Below are 23,140 nucleotides of genomic sequence, written 5' to 3'. Positions count from 1 at the left end.
CCAGCGTAGCTCAGTTGGCTAGAGCAGCTGATTTGTAATCAGCAGGTCGTGGGTTCGAGTCCCTCCGCCGGCTCAACGTAAAACCATCACTTTTTAGTGGTGGTTTTTTTTGTTTTAAAAATTTTGAGTTTTAAAAATTTTTATCGTTCCCTGTCCGAAAAATTGTATTTTTGTTTCTATTAAGTCAGCTAAGCAATAATTGGTTTTTGCCAAATTATTTTATCTGTATCGTATACATTCAAATATGTTTTTTACATATTGTTAGTTATTATTCTTAATTATTATCTTTGAATTATGAGCACACTAATAAAACCAAATCATATAGGGCGAAAAATTAGCCGTATTCGTGAATTAAGAGATATGAAGCAAGAAGCATTAGCACAAGCTTTAGGAACAAATCAACAAGCAGTTTCTGCTATAGAAAATAGCGAAACGCTTGATGATGCTAAACTTGCGGAAGTTGCAAAAGCGCTTGGCGTTACTGTAGAAGCAATTAAAAACTTTTCAGAAGAAGCGATCTTTAATATTATTGGTAATACAATTAATAATAATGATAATGCTTCGATGAATTCAAATATTCAATACCAACCAACATTCAATCCTCTTGATAAAGTTGTAGAGCTTTACGAGCGTTTGGTGCAAATTGAAAAAGAAAAAATAGAGTATTTAGAAAAATTGCTAAAAGGAAAATAATCCTTTATATAATTAATCAAAGAAAGAAGAGGTCTGATTGGAGCCTCTTTTTTGTTTTAGAAAACATTGTGTTTTGTAAAATGAAAACTTGTTCAATTGGAATTTATTCTGTTGCTAAGTTTTGGGATCTGATTTTTTAAATAATTCTAATTATATTTTCCTTATGTTTGTTTCTTAACCAGAAAAAACATTATATAAATGGAAGAAAATTCAGTTTTCGAAAAATTTGAGTTGCAGCTCGACCAAACTGCAAAAGACTTTTTAAAAGAAACCGTTAAATGGGCTTACTTTTTAGGTATAGTTGGATTTGTAGGAATCGGACTTATTTTGGCATTTGCAATTTTTGCAGGAGTTATTTTTGCTCAATTAGGAAGTACAATGCCTGGAATGGGAATTTATGGTGGTTCTTTTGGAACAATTATGAGTGTTGTTTACTTTTTAATGGCAGCGCTATATTTCTTTCCTGTCTATTATTTATTCAAATTTGCTGTAAACGGTAAAAAAGCTTTTAAAGATAACAACTCGGAAGCTCTTACAGATTCTTTGGGTTACTTAAAATCACACTATAAATTTGTTGGAGTTTTAATGGCTTCTATAATAGTTTTATATTTTGTATTAATTGCATTTGGTACTTTGGTTGCTTTCGCGAGATAAAAAAACAATTTAAATATAAGACATTTCTATAAATAAAAAATGCCCTGAATTCCCAGGGCATTTTTTTATATTTTGAAAAACTATTTTTGTTCTTGTTTTTTTACTTCGGAAACAAATTTAGTTAGTTTTTTTCCATAAAGTGATTGAGCAACTTTTGGCGTCATAGATTTTTGTATCGTATCTAAAAACTTAACATTGATATCGTAAATCTCTGCTAAAGCAATATAAGGTGCTATTTCGTGATCTTTATGATTAATAGCGAAGTTGGTAGCGTAAAGATATTTTCTTTTAATATTAGATTGTTGTTTTAAGTCAATACTGTCAATCGCTTGTTGGTCTTGTCTTTTGATTGCCTTAAATTTCGATTCTACCATAGAAAGATTTTCGTCATTAAAACGAGAATTTATCTTTTTGTATTCTTCGTATAATTCCTGATTTTTAGATCCTGTAATTTTAGCACCAAAAATAAAATTATCCAGGTTTGTTTCGATATTCATATTGCCTGGTTCTGCGAAAAATAAAATATTATTATCTAACGAATTGGTTACTCCGCGATCTAGAAATAAATACAACATTTCTGGAGATTCTAATTTTATATCTCTTTCAAAAGTCGAATTTCCGTCTATTTTAATAGAGTCTATGGCAACAAGTGAAGTGTCAACAACTCTTTGTATGTATAAAGTTCCGTTTTTTAATCCTTTTATATTTCCGGTTAAGTGTAAACCGTCAGTAGATTCTTTTTTGCTACATGATGCTAATAGTGCAAGAGTAACAAAGGCAATAATTGATTTTTTCATTGGTTTTTAGATTTTGCTGCAAAATAAAGAAAATAGTTTGAATGTATAGAAGTCGCGGTTTAATTTTTAATAAAAATAAATCCCAATCTATTTCTAAATTGGGATTTGTTTATTTTTTAAAAATGAATTAGTTACAGCGATAAATTATATCCTACGCCATTTTCCTGTACATACGTGTAGTTCCTGTCGCAAGCGTTGTTTCCATAATCAACAAATCCGTTTAAAACACCTCCCACAACTTTCAATTGTCCTTGAGAAATAAATTCACAGGAATATTTTTTAACTAATGTTTGTTTTACTGTTAATGTCAATGATCCGCCATTAGCTGTAGTTACGGTATGCGTTCCTTCAGGCATTTCATAAATATTATCCTCTAATACATAAGGAGTGTCAACACCGGCAGTTTGTTTAACAGTAAGTGTTCCTGAATTTAGATAAACGTTTCCTTTTGGATCAGTAAATTTTCCATTTGTTACTTTTCTGGTCCATTGCGGAATAGAGGCAACAGTAGTTGTGTTGGTATATTCAATAGTTCCTTCTAATTTTATTTCATTAATAGAATAGTCAATTCTTTCAATAGTCATCTTGCTTCCGGTAGTGGTAACAGGGCCGTCAAGTGTAATTTTTAATTTTCCTTTTCTGGTAAGTTGATTGCTTTCACAACCTGTAGTACCATAATCAACAGTAAATACTTTTGGATATTCTGTTCCGTTTGGCTTAGCTACAGTAATAGTTGAGCAAGCTTCCGGACCTGCATCAGATGTCTTTTTTGTCGGATTACTAGGAGCTGTTACAAACAATCCTGTTTTAATATCCATTTCGGTAGTAGCATCAATAGCTACAGATGCTCCAAGAGCAGTAGTGTCTGTTTGAACAATTTCATCAGTTCCAGAAGTACATGAAACATAAATTAATGCTGTCGTGCAAACTGTTATAAATAAAAAAATGCTTTTTTTCATCGTAATTTGAGTTAAGGTTAGAATATAAAGGCAGTCAAAAATAATAAAAAAAATGGATTAGCATAAAAAAAACCTGCAAGTAGCACTTGCAGGTTTAGATAATCTTATAGAGATTTAAAAATCCTTATTTAATCATTTCGAAACTTCTTTTTACAAAAGCAGTCAAAGCTTCACCTTTTAAAAGGTTTTGAGATAACTTAGCTAAGTCTAAAGCTTGTTTAACTAAATGTTCCTGATGTGTTTTGTCTTCGGTATTTAAAATACTTGTAGCTAAATCAGAATTGGTATTTACAACTAAATTATACATTTCAGGCATATTTCCCATTCCAAACATTCCGCCACCGCCAGACTGACTCATTTCTTTCATTCTACGCATAAATTCTGGTTGCGTGATCATGAATGGAGCTGCTTGGCTATCCATAGCTTCTAACTGAACGCTGTATGCTTTTGGAATATAAGCTTCCAGTGAAGTTTTTAAAGTTTCTTTTTCTTCATCAGAAAGTTTAGAAATCGTGTTTTCATCTTTTTTGATTAAATTATCAATATGGTCAGAGTCTACACGAACAAAAGTTAAACCGCTGTTGTCACCTTCAATTTTTTGAATTAAATGCGAAATAATCGGAGAATCTAAAAGTAATACTTCGTATCCTTTTTCTTTTGCTGTTTCAATATAAGAGTGTTGTGCTTCTTTATTTCCAGCATAAAGAACTACTAATTTTCCGTCTTTATCCGTTTGTTTGTCTTTTAACTTCTCTTTTAATTCTTCTAAAGTAAAATAAGTATCATCTACTGTTGGGTACAAAACAAATGCGCCTGCTTTTTCGTAGAATTTATCTTCAGAAAGCATTCCGTATTCTAAAACGATTTTAATATCGTTCCATTTAGATTCAAAGTCAACACGATTTTCATTGAATAATGCTTTCAGTTTATCAGCTACTTTACGAGTAATATAGTTTGAGATTTTTTTAACCGCACCATCAGCTTGCAAACCTGAACGAGAAACGTTCAACGGAATATCCGGTGAATCGATAACTCCTTTAAGCATCGTTAAAAATTCAGGTACAATTCCTTCTACGTTATCAGTAACGTAAACCTGGTTTTGGTACAGTTGAATTTTATCTTTCTGAATTTGTAAATCAGATCCTAATTTAGGGAAATACAAAATACCGGTTAAGTTAAATGGATAATCTACATTTAAGTGAATGTTGAATAAAGGCTCTTCAAATTGCATTGGATACAATTCTCTGTAGAAGTTTTTATAATCTTCATCAGATAATTCTGTTGGCTGTTTTGTCCAGGCCGGATTTGGATTATTGATGATATTGTCAGTTTCAACAGTTTCGTTGATATAATCTTCCGGAGCATCTTCTGGTTTTGGAAGTGTTTCTGTTCTTGTTCCAAATTTAATCGGAATAGGCATAAACTTGTTATACTTATTCAATAATCCACTGATTTTAGAATCTTCTAAAAATTCAAGAGAATCTTCGGCAACATGAAGAATGATTTCTGTACCACGTGAAGTTTTGTCAGCTGGTTCTAAAGTAAATTCAGGACTTCCGTCACATGTCCAATGTGCAGCAGGTTCATCTTTGTATGATTTGGTAATGATTTCTACTTTTTCGGCAACCATAAATGCAGAATAGAAACCAAGTCCAAAGTGACCGATAATACCAGAATCTTTAGCAGAATCTTTGTATTTATCCAAAAACTCCTCAGCTCCTGAAAACGCCACCTGATTAATGTATTTTTCTACTTCATCTGCAGTCATTCCTAAACCCTGGTCGATAATGTGGATTTTTTTTCCTTCTTTGTCAACTTTGATTTCGATAACCGGATTTCCGTATTCGACTTTAGCTTCGCCAATGCTAATAAGGTGTTTTAATTTTAAAGTAGCATCGGTTCCGTTTGATACCAGCTCACGCAAGAAAATTTCGTGATCACTGTATAAGAACTTTTTGATTAAGGGAAAGATGTTTTCTACTGAAACATTAATTTTACCTGTTGTCATATTTTTTTTATTTTTTTAGTTAAAGTAATGATTTTCATTTCTTCAAATAGAATACCAATTATATTATAATGACAAAATGTCGTAAGTGTTAATTTTGAAAGAAAATAATCAGATTTTAAAACAGGACATATTTCTATGAATCGTATCTTTGTGGTACAATAATTGTTAAATGTGTAAGTATTAACTTAAATAAAATATCAAAAATGAAGAAAATTATTTTCATTTGTATGATGGCCACGATGTTATTCGCGTGTAAATCATCTTCGTCAACAGCTTCAACAGAAGGCACTGCGCTTTCAACTAAACTTGACAGACCTACTCAAGTAGCTATTAAAGGAAATTGGGTTTTAACCAATGTATCTTATGCAGGTTCTGATTATATTAAAGTAACTTCTTTCGATCTTGCAGACTCTAAATGTTTTATTGGTAGTACTTGGAATTTTATTTCAAATAATAATAAAGGTACAATGAACTTAACATCTCCGAATTGTACAGCTTTTACTTCGCCAATTGTATGGAGTATTAATAATCAAGGTCTTTTTGTGCTTAAAATTGTTAACCCTGGTACAAAGTCAAAAAATGTTAAAGAAGGATATTTATTAAAAGTAGCCGGTTTAACTGATAACTCTTTTCAGTTAATAGATAATATTAATGTTGGAGGACAAATTAAGGACGTAACTTACCAATTTCAGAGAGCTAATTAATAATAAAAAAGAAAAAAGATGAAAAAGATAACAGTTTTAGGATTGAGTAGTTTACTTGTATTGGTTAGTTTTTTTGCAAGTTGTGATTCAGTAAAAAATGCAAATAATACACAAAAAGGTGCAGGAATCGGAGTAGTTGCCGGAGGTATTATTGGAGGTATTTTAGGAAATAATTTAGGTCATGGCGGTAATGCTGCTTTGGGTGCTGCAATTGGTGCAGCCGTTGGTGGTGGAACCGGAGCTCTTATTGGAAACAAAATGGACAAACAAGCCCGTGAAATCGATCAGGCTTTGCCAGGTGCATCAGTAGAAAGAGTAGGTGAAGGAATTCACTTAACTTTAAATGAAAATGCAGTTCGTTTTGATACAAATAAATCTACTTTGACTACTCAGGCAAAAGCAAATTTAGATAAATTAGTTCCTGTATTTAATGAATACGGAGATACTGATATTCAAATTTTTGGTTACACTGATAATACAGGAAAACCAGAATATAACCTGACACTTTCAGGACAAAGAGCGGCATCTGTACAAGCTTATCTAGTTGCAAAAGGATTAAAATCAAGTCGTTTCAAAACTTCAGGTTTAGGAATCGTTGATCCAATTGCAACAAATGATACTCCGGAAGGAAGAGCTCAAAACCGTCGTGTAGAATTCTCGATTACTGCAAATGACAAAATGGTAAATGACGCAAAAGCTGAAGCTGGAAAATAATTTTCGATAGCAATAAAATTTATTAAAAGCTGTTTCTTAATTGAAGCAGCTTTTTTTTTGACTTTAGAAATTAAACATTGTAAATTTGGACTTTCAAATACAACCCATGCTCGATATTAAAAATATTTCTTTTTCGTATACCGAAAATCCAGTTATTAAAAACGTATCTTTTACTATAAATAAAGGAGAAAATATCGCCATTATAGGGGAGAGTGGTTGCGGAAAAAGCACTTTGCTTAAACTTATGTATGGTTTATATGATTTAAATGAAGGCCAGATTTCGTATAACGAAAAGCCGATTTTAGGTCCAAAATACAATTTGATTCCCGGAATGCCTTTTATGAAATACCTGGCTCAGGATTTTGATTTGTCTCTTTTTGAAACGGTTGCTGAAAACGTTGGAAAGTTTCTTTCGAATGGTTTTGCTAATATGAAAAAACTGCGTGTTCAGGAGCTATTAGAAATGGTAGAAATGGAACAGTTCTCTCATGTAAAAACGAAGTATTTGAGTGGAGGACAAATGCAGCGAGTAGCTTTAGTGCGCGTTTTAGCATTAGAACCGGAAATACTTTTGCTTGACGAACCTTTTAGTCAAATTGATGCTTTTCGTAAAAATGCACTTCGACGTAACTTATTTAAATATTTAAAGCAAAAAGGGATTACCTGCATTATTGCAACACACGATAGTACAGACGCTTTATCGTTTGCAGATGAGGCAATCGTAATGAGAAATGGAGAAATTATTGTAAAAGGAAATCCAACAAAAATTTATGAAGATCCGGAAACTAAATACGTAGCTTCATTATTTGGAGAAGTAAATGAAGTTGCAACACATTTGCTCGTTCCTTACGAAGATGAAACGCATAAAACATTAGTATATCCGCATCAGTTTAAAATGGTTGCAGAGTCTAATTTGCCGGTAAAAATCAGAAAAACTTATTTTAGAGGAAATCATTATTTAATAGAATCAGTTTATAAACGACAATTAATATTTTTTGAAAGCGAAATTGATTTACCTCTCGAGGAAAATGTTTTTCTGAGTTTAAATTATTTATAAGATAAAAAAGCCATAAACAGTAAAATGAGTTTATGGCTTTTTAGTTTTTATTTATGTTTTTGAGGTAAAAACTGCTTTTTCAATCAATAAAAAGATACTAACGAATATATATTTAAAAGATATTAAATTGCTAATTACGAAAAAAACACTAATTTGTACAGTAATGTTTTAAAGTATACTTAAATTTGCAATCCAATTTTTTAACAAATAACAAAAAGAATATGTATCATTCAAAAATAGCGGGCTTAGGATATTATGTTCCTTCTAATGTTGTGACCAACGATGATTTGTCTAAAATTATTGATACCAATGATGAATGGATTCAGGAGCGAACAGGTATTCAGGAGCGTCGCCATATTATTCGTGGAGAAGATACCACAACTTCAATGGGAGTTAAAGCAGCTAAAATTGCAATAGAGCGTTCTGGTGTAGCCAAAGAAGATATTGATTTTGTAGTTTTTGCTACATTAAGCCCGGATTACTATTTTCCAGGACCTGGAGTTTTAGTACAACGTGATTTAGGATTGCGCACAGTTGGTGCTTTAGACGTTAGAAACCAATGTTCTGGTTTTGTTTATGCAATTTCTGTTGCAGATCAATATATTAAAACCGGAATGTATAAAAACATTTTAGTAATTGGTTCAGAAGTGCATTCAACAGGATTAGATATGACAACTCGCGGGCGAGGAGTTTCGGTGATTTTTGGAGATGGAGCAGGAGCAGCAGTTTTAAGCCGCGAAGAAGATTTATCAAAAGGAATTTTATCTACACACTTACATTCTGAAGGACAACATGCTGAAGAATTGGCACTGCAGGCTCCAGGAATGGGAGCGCGTTGGGTAACTGATATTTTAGCAGATAATGATCCGAATGATGAAAGTTATTATCCGTATATGAACGGGCAATTTGTATTTAAAAATGCAGTGGTTCGTTTTGCTGAAGTAATTAACGAAGGATTAGAAGCAAACGGTTTGCAAGTTTCAGATATTGATATGTTGATTCCGCATCAGGCGAATTTGAGAATTTCACAATTCATTCAAAATAAATTTAAATTGAGTGATGATCAGGTTCACAATAATATTCAGAAATACGGAAATACAACCGCAGCATCTATTCCAATCGCTTTGACAGAAGCTTGGGAACAAGGAAAAATTAAAAGTGGAGACACAGTTGTTTTAGCTGCTTTTGGTAGCGGATTTACCTGGGCAAGTGCTATTATTAAATGGTAATTTAGACCGTTTTACATTATATTTTAAACCTGCTCAATTTTTGAGCAGGTTTTTTTATAAATTCGTGTTTTGTTACACAATATTATCATTAAGATATCCCAAATCAAAATGAAAAAAAATCAACTAGAAATAGCATGCTTCAATTACGAATCAGCATTGATTGCTCAGGAAAGCGGAGCAGACAGAATCGAATTGTGCGAAAATATGCAATTGGGCGGAACAACTCCTAATTATATTTTAGCTGTAAAAGTCCGTGAAAAATTATCCATTAAAATGCATGTCATTATCCGGCCTCGTGGCGGAGATTTTGTTTATACTGACGAGGAAATTGTGGAAATGAAACAAGATATCAAACAATTTAAAAAATTGGGCGTTGATGGTTTTGTTTTCGGAATCTTAAATGCTGATGGAAGTGTTAATAAGAAACAAAACCAGGAATTAGTTAATCTTGCAAGTCCACTTTCCTGTACTTTTCATCGTGCATTTGATGTTGTCACAAATATGAAACAATCTCTTGAAGATGTAATTGATTGTGGTTTTAAAACTATTCTAACTTCAGGACAAGGAGCTACTGTTGAAGAAGGAATATTTGATTTAGAAAAAATTCAGAAACGAGCTAAAGATCGAATCGAAATTATGCCTGGCGGAGGTTTACGATCTTCAAATATTAAATTATTACAAGATAGATTAACGCCTACATTTTATCATTCTTCAGCCATTACAGATAAAACGGAAACGGCAAATCCGGAAGAAATAAAAGAATTGAGGAATTTTTTATAATAGAAAAATAAATAAAAAGGCCTGGAGTTGGCATACTCCAGGCCTTTTTTTCTACAAGAAAATTATTCAAAAATTATTCAAAAATTATTCAAATTATCTAATAGAGAAGGGGATTAAAACATTCCTCCACCATCTTTATTAGTATTATCTTCTCTTTGTTTACGTTGCAGGTTTTTAATTTTTGCTCCTCCAAAATTATAAGTTAAACCTAAATAAACCGTTTGGCTTTCCCATGTAAACTGACCTGTTTGAGGGTAAGGATATACACCATCAAAAGCATATTTCATTGTATTGAAAACGTCGTTGAAACGAACGCTGATATTCATTTTGTTATCTAATAATGTATAACGCGAACCAATGTCCATTTTGTACATTTCTTTTCTATGTTGTTGAATTTCTTCAACACCGCCTCTGTAAAAACCGAATAATAAAAAGCTTAAACGTTTTGTAGGCTTAAAGTTTGAATTCATACGAGCATTAAATGCAGACGTTGTTACACTACGTTCTAAAGGAGAACTTGTTTTTGTTGCAGGATCATACTCGAACACAACACCTTGCTGATTTATACTAGAGAAATCAATAGAAGGCTGGATATCCCACCATTTTGTAAGTTTATAGTTGGCAGAAATATCAAAACCATAAGCACTGTTGTGATCGTAATTGGCAAAACTTAAAATTTGTTTGTAGCCAGAAGCATCGTTAGGATCCGGACTTAAAGTTCTGCTTATTTGATCGTTAATAGCTCTTACAAATACTCCAGCAGTAATGCTTCCTTTTTCAAGCGTTTTAGTATAATTTACTTCAACAGAATTGGTAAACTGAGGTCTTAATTCCTGATTTCCGTATGAAGTTACCAACGGAGTAGAAAACTCACGAATAGGTTTTGTCTGCTCTAAACTTGGGCGGTCAACACGACGGCTGTAGCTTAATTGTAAAACGTTTTTCTCATTTAAGTTATATGTGAAATAAGCTGATGGGTATAATGTGATATAGTCATCATCGAATTTCGTTTGACCGTGATTTAAATCAGCAGCAACTTTGTAACTCTCGCCACGAATACCTAATTGGTAACTGAATTTTTTATATTTCTGACCAAATGTTACATAAGCAGAATAAATATCAGTATCATAAGTATAAATAGAAGAATTAAATGCAGAATTGGTAGTGTTGTAAATATTATCAGTTCTTGTTATTCTGGCTTCAGCTCCGGCTTCAAGAGTCGTTTTGTCGTTTAACGGATTAACATAATCAACGTTTAATGTACCTAATTTTCTTTTGTCATTGATATAATCGCTGTACAAAAGTGAGTTAGAAGTATTGTCTGGCTTCGTTGTTTGAGTGTCAAAACTTGCATCTTGAGTTTCTCTGGTGTTGCTAAAGTTTCCTTCAAAATCTAAAGTATGACCTTCTTTTTTAAAGATATGTTTGTACGCTAAATTATAAGTTCCTGTTTCGTTCGGACCTTCATATCTCGCTTTTTGGTAGATATTTTTAATATCCGGATCTCCGTTATTATAATCAATATCTGTATTTACAAGTCCCGTTCCTTTTGATTTATTTTGATTCGTGTAAAATGATAAAGTATTGTGATCGTTGATTAGGTAATCCATTCCAACTTTATACAAATAGTTATCATTATCATTAGAAATATCTAACTTTTGAGCTACATCCTGATCTAATCTTTGAATGTGACCATTGTTAAAATAAGTTCCAAAATTATTACCGGCATTTCCAAAGAAATTTACTTTTCCGGTTTTATAGTTTAAATCCAAAGACTGATTGTATTTTGCTGTTTCTCCAAAAGTGATTCCACCACTGTAACTTCCGTTAAAACCGGTATTGGCATTTTTGTGTAAAATAATATTGATAATCCCAGACATTCCTTCCGGATTGTATTTTGCACTAGGATTTGTAATCAACTCAATTTTTTTGATCGAAGTTGAAGGAATTTGTTTCAATAATTGTGCAGGATCAATATTCGAAGGTCTTCCGTCAATTAATACACGAACATTCTCATTTCCGCGAAGCGAAAGTTTTCCATCCTGATCAACATTTACAGATGGAATATTGCTCATAATATCTGATGCAGAAGCTCCGGCAGTCGTCAAATCTTTTCCTACAGTAATTACTTTTCGGTCAATTTTTTGTTCCATTGTCGAACGTTCGGCAACAATATTAACACCTTTAAGCTGTGTTGCTTCTTCTTGAAGAGAAACATTAACTGTTGCAGTTTTTTTATTGTCGCTTAAAATTACAGATCCAATATATTTTCTAAATCCAATATATTGAATTTCGATCGTATAGCTTTTTAAAGCTAGATTTTTAATTGTAAAATCTCCGTTGTCATCTGTATTTACTCCAGACACTACTTTTCCGTTGTCTTTAATAGAAACTGTAGCATAAGAAATGGGTGCATTATTTGATTTTTCCAGAATTTTTCCGGAAACCGTTCCAGAATTTTGGGCTTGTGCTGTTGTAATTACACCCAGTAATACGAACAGAAAGAATTTTAATTTCATATGGTAATAATTGATTATTTTAATTTGATTGATGATGATGATTAATGGGTAATTATTTTTCTATAAATAAATTTAAAGTTGCTAGTAAGACTGTTTTGCTGCTGATTTGTTACAGCAAATTCATAATTAAAAATCAATTTTTTTGTAGAGGTTCTGTTTTATAAGAGTTTAACGTTTTAATTTTTTGATAATTTTAACAATTGAAATGAATTGCTTTTTAAAAGATTCGTAGCGATTTCTATTATTTTATATCTTTTTCGTTTTCTCTAATTGACGAATAAGCAGTATCTTTGCTCACTTTAAAAATAAGTTTACATGTCATTATCACAAATTTTAACGCCTTCTATACAAAAAGCAATACAAGCATTATTTGATGTTACTGTTGATAAAATCGAATTTCAAACTACGAGAAAAGAGTTTGAAGGCGATATTACAATGGTGATTTTTCCATTATTGAAAGTGATTAAAAGCAATCCTGTCGAATTGGGAAATACAATTGGGAATTATCTGGTTGAAAATCTTCCTGAGGTAGCACGTTTTAACGTTGTTTCAGGTTTCTTAAATATTGTAATTGCAGATCGTTATTATTTGAATTTCTTTAATGAAATAAAAGCCAATACTAAATTTGGATATGTAACGCCAAATCCGGACGATAAAGCAATTATGGTCGAATATTCTTCGCCAAACACCAATAAACCGTTACACTTAGGACACGTTCGTAACAATTTGTTAGGATATTCTGTTGCCGAAATTATTAAAGCTTCGGGTAAAAAAGTATACAAAACTCAAATCATAAACGATCGTGGAATTCATATCTGCAAATCGATGCTGGCTTGGGAAAAATTTGGAAATGGTGAAACACCGCAAAGTTCAAATTTAAAAGGTGATAAATTAGTTGGTAAATATTATGTGGAGTTTGATAAAGCTTACAAAACAGAAATCAACCAATTAATAGAAACCGGTAAAACTGAAGAAGAAGCAAAAAAACAAGCGCCAATTATTATTGAAGCGCAGGAAATGCTTAAAAAATGGGAGGCAGGCGATGAGCAGGTAATCTCACTTTGGAAAAAAATGAACGAATGGGTTTATGAAGGTTTTGCAACTACTTATAATAATCTTGGAGTTAATTTTGATAAATATTACTACGAAAGCAATACTTATTTATTAGGAAAAGATGTTGTTCAGGTTGGTTTAGATAAAGGTGTTTTCGAAAAAGATCCTGATGGTTCTGTTTGGATTGATTTGACAGATGAAGGTTTAGATCGTAAAATTGTATTACGTTCTGACGGAACTGCGGTTTATATGACACAGGATATCGGAACTGCAATTCAGCGTGTAAAAGATATGCCGGATGTTGGCGGAATGGTTTACACCGTTGGTAACGAACAAGATTATCATTTTAAAGTTTTATTTTTAATCTTGAAAAAATTAGGTTTTGACTGGGCTTCAAGCTTATATCATTTATCATACGGAATGGTTGATTTACCTTCTGGAAAAATGAAAAGCCGTGAAGGAACTGTTGTCGATGCAGATGATTTGATGCAGGATATGACAGATACAGCTAAACAAATTTCTGAAGATTTAGGGAAACTGAATAGTTATTCAGCCGAAGAAAAAGCGAAATTGTATAAAACAATTGGTCTTGGCGCTTTAAAATATTACATCTTAAAAGTAGATCCTAAAAAACGTATTTTATTCAATCCGGATGAATCTGTAGATTTTGCCGGAAATACAGGTCCGTTTATACAATATACTTACGCCAGAATTCAGTCAATTATCCGTAAAGCCGATTTTGATTATAATGTCACACTGAGCGAAGTCGAAGTGCTTCATGAAAAAGAAAAAGAGCTGGTAAAACAAATTGAACTTTTCCCGGAAGTAATTCAAAATGCGGCACAAAATCATAGTCCGGCATTAATTGCAAATTATACTTATGATTTGGTAAAAGAATATAATTCATTCTATCAATCCGTTCATATTTTAGGAGAAGTAGATCTTACGAAAAAAATATTCAGAGTTCAGCTTTCTCAAAAAGTTGCTGAGGTAATAAAATCTGCATTTACTTTATTAGGAATTGAAGTTCCTGAGAGAATGTAGAATTAAATATCCAAAATTTTAAAAAGCCAATAGTTGAAAAACTATTGGCTTTTTTTGTTATTTTTTTGACTTATGGTTTTAAGTTATTTTATAATTCTGAAATATTTTTGCACAATGGTTTTGTAGGAAAAACGAAATTGTTTCAACTCTGTATAAATAGATGATTTTTAAAATATCTCCTTATATTTATTTTTAACTATTTTGAATTAGTAAGCTTTTAGTAAAAAATAATAAAGGGTAACCGTCTGGGCACAATGTTCAGGCGGTTTTTTTTATTTCCATTAAATAAGAATAAACTTATTTTTATTAATGTTAAAAATAAATAAAATCTTGTTAAAATTAATTTAATTTTATAAGTTGCGCCCATTAATTCAAATAAACTATAATGAAAAGAAAAATTAAAGAGCTTGTTCTTCTTGTGTTTGTACTTACTTCGCAAATGTTTTTTGCACAGGAAAGAACAATATCTGGAATTGTGTCGGACGCTGTTGGACCAATTCCTGGAGCAAATGTTGTAATAAAAGGTACAAGCAATGGTGTACAATCTGATTTTGATGGTAAATATTCGATTAAAGCAAAGACTGGAGATGTTTTAGTTTTTTCTTATATGGGGATGAAAGATAATATTGTAACAGTTGGCAATTCGTCTTCAGTAAATATTAAAATGCAAGAAGGTGGAGAAGAACTGCAAGAAGTCGTTGTTCAGGTAGCTTTTGGAACGCAAAAAAAACAAGAAATTACTGGGGCAGTCACTAAAATTGATGCAAGACAATTAGAGAATACACAGTCATCAAACGCAGTTCAATCTTTAACAGGTAAAGTTGCGGGTGTACAAATTGCCGCAAATTCCGGGCAGCCTGGAGATAAACCTCAAGTAAGATTTAGAGGAATTGGTTCAATTTCATCATCTAATGATCCATTATACGTTCTGGACGGTATACCTTATAACGGTGATATTAATGCAATATCCTCTCAGGATATCGAATCAGTAAGTTTTTTGAAAGATGCATCATCAAATGCATTGTATGGAAGTAGAGGAGCGAATGGAGTAATTATAATTACAACTAAAAAAGGTAAAAAAGGTCAATTAAATGTAACGTATGAAACTAAAATTGGAGTCAATTCAAGAGCTGTTCCTGAGTATGATATGATTACTGATCCTGGCGAATATTATAAAAGTGTCTATAATAGAATTAGAAATGGTTTAATCTATCAGGGGCAAACTCCTGCTAATGCTTCAGCTGTTGCTGCTCAAAACTTAATAAACGGAGATACATATTCGTTAGGATATAATAATTATAACGTACCTAATAATCAAGTAATAAATCCTGAAACAGGACAATTAAATCCAAATGCAGAATTGTTATATCATGATAATTGGTCTAAAAACTTATTTAGGGATGCTACAAGAATAGAACACTTTTTAAGTATGTCTGGAAGTACAGAAAATCTGAATACTTACTTATCAGTTGGTTATCTTTCAGATAATGGATATACAATTAACTCTAATTTTAAACGTGCAACTGTTAGAGCAAATGTAGATTATACTTTAAATAGTAAAGTAAAAGTTGGAGCTAATTTGAATTATGCAAATTCAGACCAAAATGCTCCAATTTCACAACTTTCATCTACTACTTATAGTAACTTATTTTATTGGGCCAGAAATATTGCTCCAATTTATACGATTTGGCAAAGAGATAATAATGGAAACTATATTATGAATGCAAATGGCACCAAAGCGTATGAATTTAATAAATCCGGTGACCGTCCTTTTGGTTCAAATCTTAATCCGTATGCTACTACTTTGTTAAATACTAATTTAAAGGAAGAGAATAAATTTGGAGCTAGAGGCTATGTTTCTATTGATTTTTTGAAAAATTTCAATTTTAGATACAATCTTGGATATGATTTATTGTCTGGATATTATTTAAATACTACTACCACCCTTGGAGGTGATGATATGGGAGTTAATGGTAGGATTGGTACAGCTACAAAAAATGATTATACAATCACAAATCAACAGTTATTATCTTGGAAAAAAACATTTGGCAATCATAGTTTGGATATTTTAATTGGTCATGAATCTTCCGATTTTACATCAAAAATGCTAACGGGACAAAAAAGTGGAATTGTTATACCAGATTTACCAATTGTGAGCAATGCAACTGTTTACAATTATCTAGATGGATATAACGATGTTTATAAAGTTGAAGGTTATTTTTCACGATTAAATTACAATTACAAAAACAAGTATTTTGTTAATGGTAGTTTTAGAAGAGATGGATCATCTGTATTTTATCCAGAAAACAGGTGGGGTAATTTTTATGGATTTGGAGGAGCTTGGTCTGTTATAAAAGAATCATTTTTTCCTAAAACTAAATGGATTAATGATCTAAGAATAAAAGGAAGTTATGGAGAACAAGGTAATGACAACATATACTATCCTGCAACATCTCAAATAACACATCGCTCTTATTTTGGTAGTACAAGAAATTATTATGCATACCAAACTCAATATGAAATTGTTCCTGATGCTGAAGGAAATGCTAGTGTGCTTACCGTTTATCAAGGGAACGAAAAAATTAAATGGGAAAAATCTAAAAACTTAAATATTGGATTTGATATTCAATTATTTAATAGGTTAAATATTGAAGCAGAATATTTTGAAAGAAATGTGAGTGATTTAATATATAATCGTCCTAATTCACCATCGACCGGAGTTTCATTTATGACTGAAAATATTGGTGATATGTCGAATAAAGGAATTGAAATTAACCTAGGGCTAGATATACTAAAATCTGAAAATATTGATTTTAATATTTGGGCAAATGGTACGCATTATAAAAACAAGATAACATCACTACCTAGTCCTTTTACGAACGATATTTTTAGATTTGAAGTTGGAGCTCCTGCATATTCTTATTATCTGAGAGAATTTGCCGGTGTTGATAAAACAAATGGAGATTCGTTATGGTACATGGATCAAAAAGATGTTTCTGGAAACGTAACAGGAAAAACAACTACAAATGTTTACGGAAATGCAACTCAGTATTTAAGTAACAAAGATGCCAATCCAGATGTTTATGGAGGATTTGGGACTATTGTAAGATATAAGAATTTAACATTACAAGTAGGTTTTGCTTACCAGTTTGGCGGATATATGTATGATGGCGTGTATCAAAGAGCTATGTATTCCGGGTCAGATGGTATTGGTCAAAACTATCATAAGGATGTAAATAAAGCCTGGTCAATTGATAATCCTAATTCTGGTATTCCACGAATTGATCATGTTTCTACTTTACAAATGTCAAACTCTGATTTTTTCTTAATAAAATCAGACTATATCAGTTTGCAGGATGTTTCTTTATCGTATGACTTTAAAAACAAACAGCTTTTAGATCTTGGAATTCAATCTACAAAGTTTAGTTTGATGGGATCAAATTTAGCTTTGTGGTCTGAAAGAAAAGGAATGGATCCAAGATTGAATAATTTAGGATCAAGAACTAATAATGGTCAATCCTTAAATGTGTATGGTGTTATGAAATCTATCTCACTTGGTTTAACTGCAAATTTTTAAAAACATGAAAAAAATAATAATATTGTCGTTATCGTTGTTGATTTTTACAAGTTGTGAAAGTGAGTTTCTTGATGCAACACCACAATCAACCATAAATGATGAACAACTTGCTGCTTCAGCAGAAGCAAACGAAGCAATCATTAATGGAATTTATTCTGCATTAAGGTCATATGGTTTGTCGATTGCAAATCATGAAGATTATGGACACAAATCTATTTTGGCAGCTACGGATTTAATGTCCAATGACATGCTAATGACAAAATCAAGTTGGTATAGTAGTTTTTATAATTATCAAGGAAGACAACAAACCAATACCAGATCAAGATTAGCATGGAGTACATATTATCCTCAAATTAAAACCACAAATGTTGTATTGGCTGGTGTTCCGGAAGGAATTACAGATGAAAAACTTAAAGTAATTAGAGGGCAAGCTTTAGCATTAAGAGGCTATTTTTACTTTATGCTGGCTCGTATGTATGGACCAACATATATCGGTAATGAAAATAAACTATGTGTACCTCTTTATACTGAGGTGATTTTTGAAGGCAAGGCAAGGTCTACAGTAAGCGAAGTATATTCTGTGATTGAAAAAGACCTTACTGAATCTATTACTTTGTTAGAAGGAAATAAACGTAAAAATAATAATGCAATTGATCAGTCTGTTGCTCAGGCATTTTTGGCAGATGTTTATTTAGAAATGGGAAAATACTCTGAAGCTGCTCTTTTAGCAAATGCTGCGAGACAAAAATATCCATTGTTAACTGAAAATGAATGGATGCAAGGTTTTTATGATGTTAGTAATAAAGATACAATGTGGGGAGCATCAATAACTTCGGCTCAGAGTTCTTTTGTGGCTAGTTTTTTCTCTCATTTTGATAATACTAATGAATCAGGATATGCCGGAGGGTTAGGGATTTATAAAAACATTGATATTAATTTATATAATAGCATTTCAGGAACTGATTATAGAAAAAATGCTTTTGTAGCTCCAGACGGCAATTCAACATATCCTTTATTACCAGCTTATGCTAATTTGAAATTTATAGATCCAACAATTGATGCTGGTGATTATATTTATTTAAGAGCGGCTGCAATGTATTATATCGAAGCCGAAGCATATGCTAGATCAGGAAATGAATCACTGGCTAGAAAAGCTTTATATGACATAACAATAACGAGAGATCCCGGATATGAATTGTCAACGAATACAGGAACAACTTTGATAAACGAAATCATACTTCAAAAAAGAATTGAATTATGGGGTGAAGGTTATGCATGGTTTGATATGAAACGATTAGGAGTAGCTTTAAACAGAGATTATGTTGGATCCAATCACACAGCATTTGGTAGATTTAATATTCCAGTTGGAGATAATAGATTTATCTTTCAAATCCCACAAGCTGAAATAGATGCAAATCCATTGATTGTTCAGAATCCTTTATAACAAAAGTGAAGGCCATAAAAAAAGCCGGTAATCCTAAGATTACCGGCTTTTTTACAACTAACACAAACATTTTTATTTTACAAACTTGTCGATAATAGCATCTGATTCTGCTTTAGTAGCGTTTGGTTTTAAATCAAACAAAAGAGAATAAAGTGCTTTTCTGTCAACTTTAGCTTCTAAGTTTAAGTCTTGGTGTCTGTCAAAAAGCGTTTGCCATTTGTCACGAACATTTTTCCAAAGAGCGTTATTTTCCTTCCACCATTTTTGTCCTGCAATACATTTAATATCCGGAACTTTAGTATAAATGTCCATACCTTTTTCTTCGGCTAATAAAACATCTTTTCCGCTGTCATCTCTAATAAGTTTAGTGTTGTCTTGTTCATGATTCCAGCCTGTAGCAGTAATTTCGTGAATATTTCTTCTTTTTAAAACATTATAGTCATTACGTTTAGTTTGCTCTCTTCTTGGCAGAGGAGCATCAGCAACATTAGACCAGTAATTTTCTCCATCAACATGTACCCAAGTTGAAGATCCTTCATATCTTGGACTATCATCTACCTGATATACTTTTTGAGTCCATTGACCTTTTACGGCTTTCTTGTCTAATTTTTTGTATTTCCAGGAAGTGCCTTTGTCAAAAGAATATAAGTCTGTGTTTTCGTAAAGCCAATCTTGTCTCCAGTGTTTGATGATCATATCATCGCTTACAATCAATAAATGTTGCATTACGATTTTATTTGGCGTGTCTTCCAATAATTCTACCCATTCTAAAGCAGATTCATGTTTCGTTTCAGAAGGTTTGTAGGTAAGAGAATCTTTAGGATACTGAAAAGTTTCAGTAAAATTAAATTTCACTTCATAACAACCACACATCGATTTAATTGATTTGATGTCTTGTTGTTTTTTATCCTGACTAAAGCCAAGACTACATGTCAAAGCCATAACGGCTGAAAGATAGAGACTTTTTGAAATCATAACTTATTATGTTTTAAAATTTTTTGCAAATATATAAATTTTATTTAGAACAAATAAAAATAGTTATATATTTGCATCGATTATTAAGAATGAATCAAAATAATGAAAATAAAAATTGCCCTTTTATCTGCTCTGCTTTTCTCTATAGTTTCTGTTGCTCAGGAAGTGCAAAAAGACAGTATTCATAAAAATGAACTGGAAGAAGTTACGGTGACTACTGCTACAAGAACAGAAAGAGTTCTTTCTTCACTACCATTGCCAATGACAATTATTACGTCTGAAGCCATTATCAAATCTGGTGTTACAAGATTAAACGAAATTCTAAACGAACAAACAGGAATTATCCTGATTCCGGATGAAAGTGGGTTCGAAGGTGTACAGATGCAAGGTTTAGATGCAGCTTATACAATGATTATGATTGATGGTGTACCGCTTGTTGGAAGAAGTTCTGGAGTTTTAGATTTATCAAGGGTTTCTGTTGGAAATATAGAAAGAATTGAAATCGTAAAAGGAGCGTCATCAGCTTTATATGGTTCAGAAGCGATGGGAGGAGTAATTAATGTAATTACAAAAAGGCCTAAAAAAGATATGTTTTCAGGTAATCTTTCTTATCGATATGGTACATTCAATACCAATGATGCCAATGCTAATTTACTTTGGAAAAAGAAAAAATTTGCAGCCAACTTATTTACCAATTTTTATTCATCTGATGGATATGATTTAGATAAAAGTTCGTGGTTAAAGAATGTTGAAAAATATCACAACACGACGATTCAGCCAAAAATATACTACGATTTTTCAGAAAATCTGAAACTAACAATAAGTAACCGTTTTTTCAATCAAGAGATAGATAACAAAGCTATAATTGAAACTGAAAGATATAGAGGTGATGCAAAAGAAAATGAGTGGAATTCGCAAATCAAATTAGAACATAGATGGAATTCAAGATTATATTGGGAATATGAATTGTATGCTACCAATTATAAAAATGATGCATTTTTAAATGATCCGGATAATGTGCTTTTTGATAAAACATATTATAATCAATGGCTTTTTAGACCAGAAGTCAGAACAACCTGGTCTGTAAATAATGACAAATTAACAGCAGGAGTCGGATTAAATTATGAAAGCTTAGACCGTACCTATTTTGCCAACGATGTTAAGTTTAACTCACAATATGTCTATTTACAATATGATTATAACCCGACAGAAAAACTGAATATTCTTGCCGGATTCAGATACGATAATCATAGTGAATATGCATCGCAATTAAGTCCAAAATTAGCAGTAAATTATAAATTTAATGCAAACTTTTCTCTTAAGGGTTCAGTGGGTTATGGTTATAAAGCGCCGGATTTCCGCCAGTTATTTTTCGATTTCACCAATCCATCAGTCGGATATACCGTTTTGGGATACAATGTTGCTGAAGCTCGTTTAGACGAATTGGATAACCAGAATCTGATTGCTTCAAGAGTAGCGGGAATAAACTTTGATGAGCCGTTGAAACCGGAAAGCTCAATAAATTACAATTTTGGAGGATTTTATAAAAAAAATAAACTTAAAATAGAACTAAATGCTTTCTATAATTCGATCAGTGATTTAATTGATACACGTGTTGTGGCTACAAAGAGAAGTGGTCAAAATGTTTTTAGTTACTTCAATTACAGTAAGGTCTTTACTTATGGTCTTGAGTTTAATTCAACTTATAAATTTACGGATCAATTTACAGCATCGCTTGGGTATCAATATTTAATTGCGAAAGACAAATCAGTTGTTGATGATTTTGAAGAGCATCAATACATTCGCAATTCGGAATTACAAACTATTCAGATTAAAAAATCAGATTATTTCGGATTGTATAACAGGTCGAAACATACAGCCAATCTAAAATTTGCATACACTTTTCCAGCAATAAAAACAGATATCAATCTACGTATTTTATATAGAAGTAAATACGGATTGTTTGATACAAATGGCAATGGAATCCTCGACACATACGACAAGTTTATAAGTGATTATTGTACTGCAAACTTGTCCATTTCAAAATACATTACTCATAAATTTATGCTTCAGGCCGGAGCTAATAATTTACTTGATTATACAGATCCAAGTCAAATTCCTAACCTGGCCGGAAGACAGCTTTTTGCCCGAATTCAATATAATTTTTAATCAATATTTATTTAAACACCTTTACCATGAAAACAAAATTTTTAAAACTTTCGCTTTTAGCTCTAGTACTTTTTACTGCATCTTGTAGTAGTGATGATAATAACGATGATAACACAATTCCAGCGGTTGAAACAAAAAAAGTTTCTAACATTGATGCTAATCAAACAGAATATGTAAAATTCAGTTTTTCAGAAAATAAAATAGTTACTACTGATAATTGGGACATCGCTTTCAATAAAACAACTATTGTCGTAAATGGAGGAGTTAAAAGAACTGATATTGAACCTAGCAAAACAGGATCTGGTGCAGCTAGCATCGTTTCTGGTACATTTGCCAGCGTAACTTTATATCCAGCCGCATCTACTTTTGTTCAGGATGGAGAGGCTGCGTATGCAATTCCGACAGGAAGCGGAAAAGGCTGGTATAACTATGATCAGACATCTCATATTGTTTCACCTATTGCAGGAAAAGTATTTGTTGTAAAAACACATGATGGTAAATATGCAAAATTTGAAATATTAAGTTATTACAAAGACGCACCAGCAACACCAGATGGAACGAATTCAGGATTCTACACTTTCAATTTTGCTTACCAAGCTAACAGCACAACAACATTCTAAGAAAAATACTTTAGCTGTATAGGAACTAAAAAAACAGTATTAAAATCTAATCAATCATTAGCTTTGTTTTTTTTATTTTTTTTTGAAAGAGGTTAGATTTATCTGACCTCTTTTTTTGTTTTTATTTTAATTGCTAAAAAGAAT

17 protein-coding genes and 1 tRNA gene are annotated in these 23,140 nt (G+C 31.9%); 13 read left to right on the top strand and 5 right to left on the bottom strand.

The genetic code is table 11. The features are described 5' to 3' along the window. From GKZ86_RS23005 to GKZ86_RS22995, 3 genes are all read left to right on the top strand, one after another. Positions 1 to 73 (top strand) — tRNA-Thr (locus GKZ86_RS23005). Positions 74 to 294: 221 nt separating this feature from the next. After that, positions 295 to 693: a helix-turn-helix transcriptional regulator gene (locus GKZ86_RS23000; RefSeq protein WP_154785381.1), complete on the top strand. Its 399-nt coding sequence runs from the start codon at positions 295 to 297 to the stop codon at positions 691 to 693. Positions 694 to 891: 198 nt separating this feature from the next. Then, positions 892 to 1,347 carry a hypothetical protein gene (locus GKZ86_RS22995; protein WP_154785380.1) on the top strand — a complete coding sequence of 152 codons (456 nt, stop codon included), beginning with the start codon at positions 892 to 894 and terminating at the stop codon, positions 1,345 to 1,347. 80 nt (positions 1,348 to 1,427) lie between these two features. Here the strand turns inward: GKZ86_RS22995 and GKZ86_RS22990 are convergent, their stop codons facing one another. From GKZ86_RS22990 to htpG, 3 genes are all read right to left on the bottom strand, one after another. Next, complete coding sequence (locus GKZ86_RS22990; protein ID WP_154785379.1) at positions 1,428 to 2,144, bottom strand: DUF4369 domain-containing protein; 717 nt, start codon at positions 2,142 to 2,144, stop codon at positions 1,428 to 1,430. A gap of 131 nt (positions 2,145 to 2,275) precedes the next feature. Beyond that, entirely contained in the window at positions 2,276 to 3,103 is an 828-nt protein-coding gene (locus tag GKZ86_RS22985; protein ID WP_154785378.1) for a hypothetical protein, read from the bottom strand. 124 nt (positions 3,104 to 3,227) lie between these two features. Beyond that, positions 3,228 to 5,111 (bottom strand): molecular chaperone HtpG, encoded by a 1,884-nt coding sequence (htpG, locus tag GKZ86_RS22980; RefSeq protein ID WP_154785377.1) that lies wholly within the window; start codon positions 5,109 to 5,111, stop codon positions 3,228 to 3,230. Between the two features lie 203 nt (positions 5,112 to 5,314). On the opposite strand from htpG, the gene GKZ86_RS22975 reads away from it, so the two are divergent. From GKZ86_RS22975 to GKZ86_RS22955, 5 genes are all read left to right on the top strand, one after another. Beyond that, positions 5,315 to 5,815 carry a lipocalin family protein gene (locus GKZ86_RS22975; protein ID WP_194632531.1) on the top strand — a complete coding sequence of 167 codons (501 nt, stop codon included), beginning with the start codon at positions 5,315 to 5,317 and terminating at the stop codon, positions 5,813 to 5,815. Positions 5,816 to 5,833: 18 nt separating this feature from the next. Then, positions 5,834 to 6,529, top strand: coding sequence for an OmpA family protein (locus GKZ86_RS22970; protein ID WP_154785376.1), 696 nt, complete (start codon positions 5,834 to 5,836; stop codon positions 6,527 to 6,529). Between the two features lie 106 nt (positions 6,530 to 6,635). Continuing rightward, a complete protein-coding gene (locus GKZ86_RS22965) occupies positions 6,636 to 7,586 on the top strand; it encodes an ABC transporter ATP-binding protein (RefSeq protein ID WP_154785384.1) in 951 nt (316 codons plus the stop codon). Positions 7,587 to 7,807: 221 nt separating this feature from the next. Beyond that, positions 7,808 to 8,815, top strand: a complete 1,008-nt coding sequence (locus GKZ86_RS22960; RefSeq protein WP_074659466.1) for a 3-oxoacyl-ACP synthase III family protein — start codon at positions 7,808 to 7,810, stop codon at positions 8,813 to 8,815. Positions 8,816 to 8,923: 108 nt separating this feature from the next. Beyond that, positions 8,924 to 9,595, top strand: a complete 672-nt coding sequence (locus GKZ86_RS22955; protein ID WP_154785375.1) for a copper homeostasis protein CutC — start codon at positions 8,924 to 8,926, stop codon at positions 9,593 to 9,595. 113 nt (positions 9,596 to 9,708) lie between these two features. On the opposite strand, the gene GKZ86_RS22950 is transcribed toward GKZ86_RS22955, so the two are convergent. Beyond that, positions 9,709 to 12,114: a TonB-dependent receptor domain-containing protein gene (locus tag GKZ86_RS22950; RefSeq protein WP_154785374.1), complete on the bottom strand. Its 2,406-nt coding sequence runs from the start codon at positions 12,112 to 12,114 to the stop codon at positions 9,709 to 9,711. A gap of 315 nt (positions 12,115 to 12,429) precedes the next feature. Between GKZ86_RS22950 and argS the strand changes: the two genes are divergently transcribed. The 3 genes from argS to GKZ86_RS22935 all read left to right on the top strand — a co-directional run bounded on the left by argS (position 12,430) and on the right by GKZ86_RS22935 (position 19,232). Next, positions 12,430 to 14,211, top strand: coding sequence for an arginine--tRNA ligase (gene argS, locus GKZ86_RS22945; RefSeq protein WP_154785373.1), 1,782 nt, complete (start codon positions 12,430 to 12,432; stop codon positions 14,209 to 14,211). A 385-nt stretch (positions 14,212 to 14,596) separates the two neighbouring features. Next, the gene (locus tag GKZ86_RS22940; RefSeq protein WP_154785372.1) at positions 14,597 to 17,788 is read left to right on the top strand and encodes a SusC/RagA family TonB-linked outer membrane protein; all 3,192 of its coding nucleotides are present in this window, start codon (positions 14,597 to 14,599) and stop codon (positions 17,786 to 17,788) included. 4 nt (positions 17,789 to 17,792) lie between these two features. Next, complete coding sequence (locus GKZ86_RS22935; protein WP_154785371.1) at positions 17,793 to 19,232, top strand: RagB/SusD family nutrient uptake outer membrane protein; 1,440 nt, start codon at positions 17,793 to 17,795, stop codon at positions 19,230 to 19,232. A gap of 72 nt (positions 19,233 to 19,304) precedes the next feature. On the opposite strand, the gene GKZ86_RS22930 is transcribed toward GKZ86_RS22935, so the two are convergent. Continuing rightward, complete coding sequence (locus tag GKZ86_RS22930) at positions 19,305 to 20,207, bottom strand: DUF6607 family protein (protein WP_154785370.1); 903 nt, start codon at positions 20,205 to 20,207, stop codon at positions 19,305 to 19,307. 102 nt (positions 20,208 to 20,309) lie between these two features. On the opposite strand from GKZ86_RS22930, the gene GKZ86_RS22925 reads away from it, so the two are divergent. After that, a complete protein-coding gene (locus GKZ86_RS22925) occupies positions 20,310 to 22,376 on the top strand; it encodes a TonB-dependent siderophore receptor (protein ID WP_154785369.1) in 2,067 nt (688 codons plus the stop codon). 26 nt (positions 22,377 to 22,402) lie between these two features. Then, positions 22,403 to 22,996, top strand: coding sequence for an HmuY family protein (locus GKZ86_RS22920; protein ID WP_154785368.1), 594 nt, complete (start codon positions 22,403 to 22,405; stop codon positions 22,994 to 22,996). Positions 22,997 to 23,140 lie beyond the last annotated feature (144 nt).

Origin of the sequence: Flavobacterium sp. LC2016-13 (assembly GCF_009707955.1) — a bacterium.
Taxonomy (GTDB): Bacteria; Bacteroidota; Bacteroidia; order Flavobacteriales; family Flavobacteriaceae; genus Flavobacterium.
Note: the sequence above shows the minus strand (reverse complement) of the source record. Positions and strands in the feature narration are given on the sequence as shown.

Bases quoted from the DNA above. Each gene is read 5' to 3' on its own strand.
- GKZ86_RS23000 (WP_154785381.1), top strand. From the start codon at position 295: ATGAGCACACTAATAAAACCAAATCATATAGGGCGAAAAATTAGCCGT.
- GKZ86_RS22995 (WP_154785380.1), top strand. From the start codon at position 892: ATGGAAGAAAATTCAGTTTTCGAAAAATTTGAGTTGCAGCTCGACCAA.
- GKZ86_RS22990 (WP_154785379.1), bottom strand. From the start codon at position 2,144: ATGAAAAAATCAATTATTGCCTTTGTTACTCTTGCACTATTAGCATCA.
- GKZ86_RS22985 (WP_154785378.1), bottom strand. From the start codon at position 3,103: ATGAAAAAAAGCATTTTTTTATTTATAACAGTTTGCACGACAGCATTA.
- htpG (WP_154785377.1), bottom strand. From the start codon at position 5,111: ATGACAACAGGTAAAATTAATGTTTCAGTAGAAAACATCTTTCCCTTA.
- GKZ86_RS22975 (WP_194632531.1), top strand. From the start codon at position 5,315: ATGAAGAAAATTATTTTCATTTGTATGATGGCCACGATGTTATTCGCG.
- GKZ86_RS22970 (WP_154785376.1), top strand. From the start codon at position 5,834: ATGAAAAAGATAACAGTTTTAGGATTGAGTAGTTTACTTGTATTGGTT.
- GKZ86_RS22965 (WP_154785384.1), top strand. From the start codon at position 6,636: ATGCTCGATATTAAAAATATTTCTTTTTCGTATACCGAAAATCCAGTT.
- GKZ86_RS22960 (WP_074659466.1), top strand. From the start codon at position 7,808: ATGTATCATTCAAAAATAGCGGGCTTAGGATATTATGTTCCTTCTAAT.
- GKZ86_RS22955 (WP_154785375.1), top strand. From the start codon at position 8,924: ATGAAAAAAAATCAACTAGAAATAGCATGCTTCAATTACGAATCAGCA.
- GKZ86_RS22950 (WP_154785374.1), bottom strand. From the start codon at position 12,114: ATGAAATTAAAATTCTTTCTGTTCGTATTACTGGGTGTAATTACAACA.
- argS (WP_154785373.1), top strand. From the start codon at position 12,430: ATGTCATTATCACAAATTTTAACGCCTTCTATACAAAAAGCAATACAA.
- GKZ86_RS22940 (WP_154785372.1), top strand. From the start codon at position 14,597: ATGAAAAGAAAAATTAAAGAGCTTGTTCTTCTTGTGTTTGTACTTACT.
- GKZ86_RS22935 (WP_154785371.1), top strand. From the start codon at position 17,793: ATGAAAAAAATAATAATATTGTCGTTATCGTTGTTGATTTTTACAAGT.
- GKZ86_RS22930 (WP_154785370.1), bottom strand. From the start codon at position 20,207: ATGATTTCAAAAAGTCTCTATCTTTCAGCCGTTATGGCTTTGACATGT.
- GKZ86_RS22925 (WP_154785369.1), top strand. From the start codon at position 20,310: ATGAAAATAAAAATTGCCCTTTTATCTGCTCTGCTTTTCTCTATAGTT.
- GKZ86_RS22920 (WP_154785368.1), top strand. From the start codon at position 22,403: ATGAAAACAAAATTTTTAAAACTTTCGCTTTTAGCTCTAGTACTTTTT.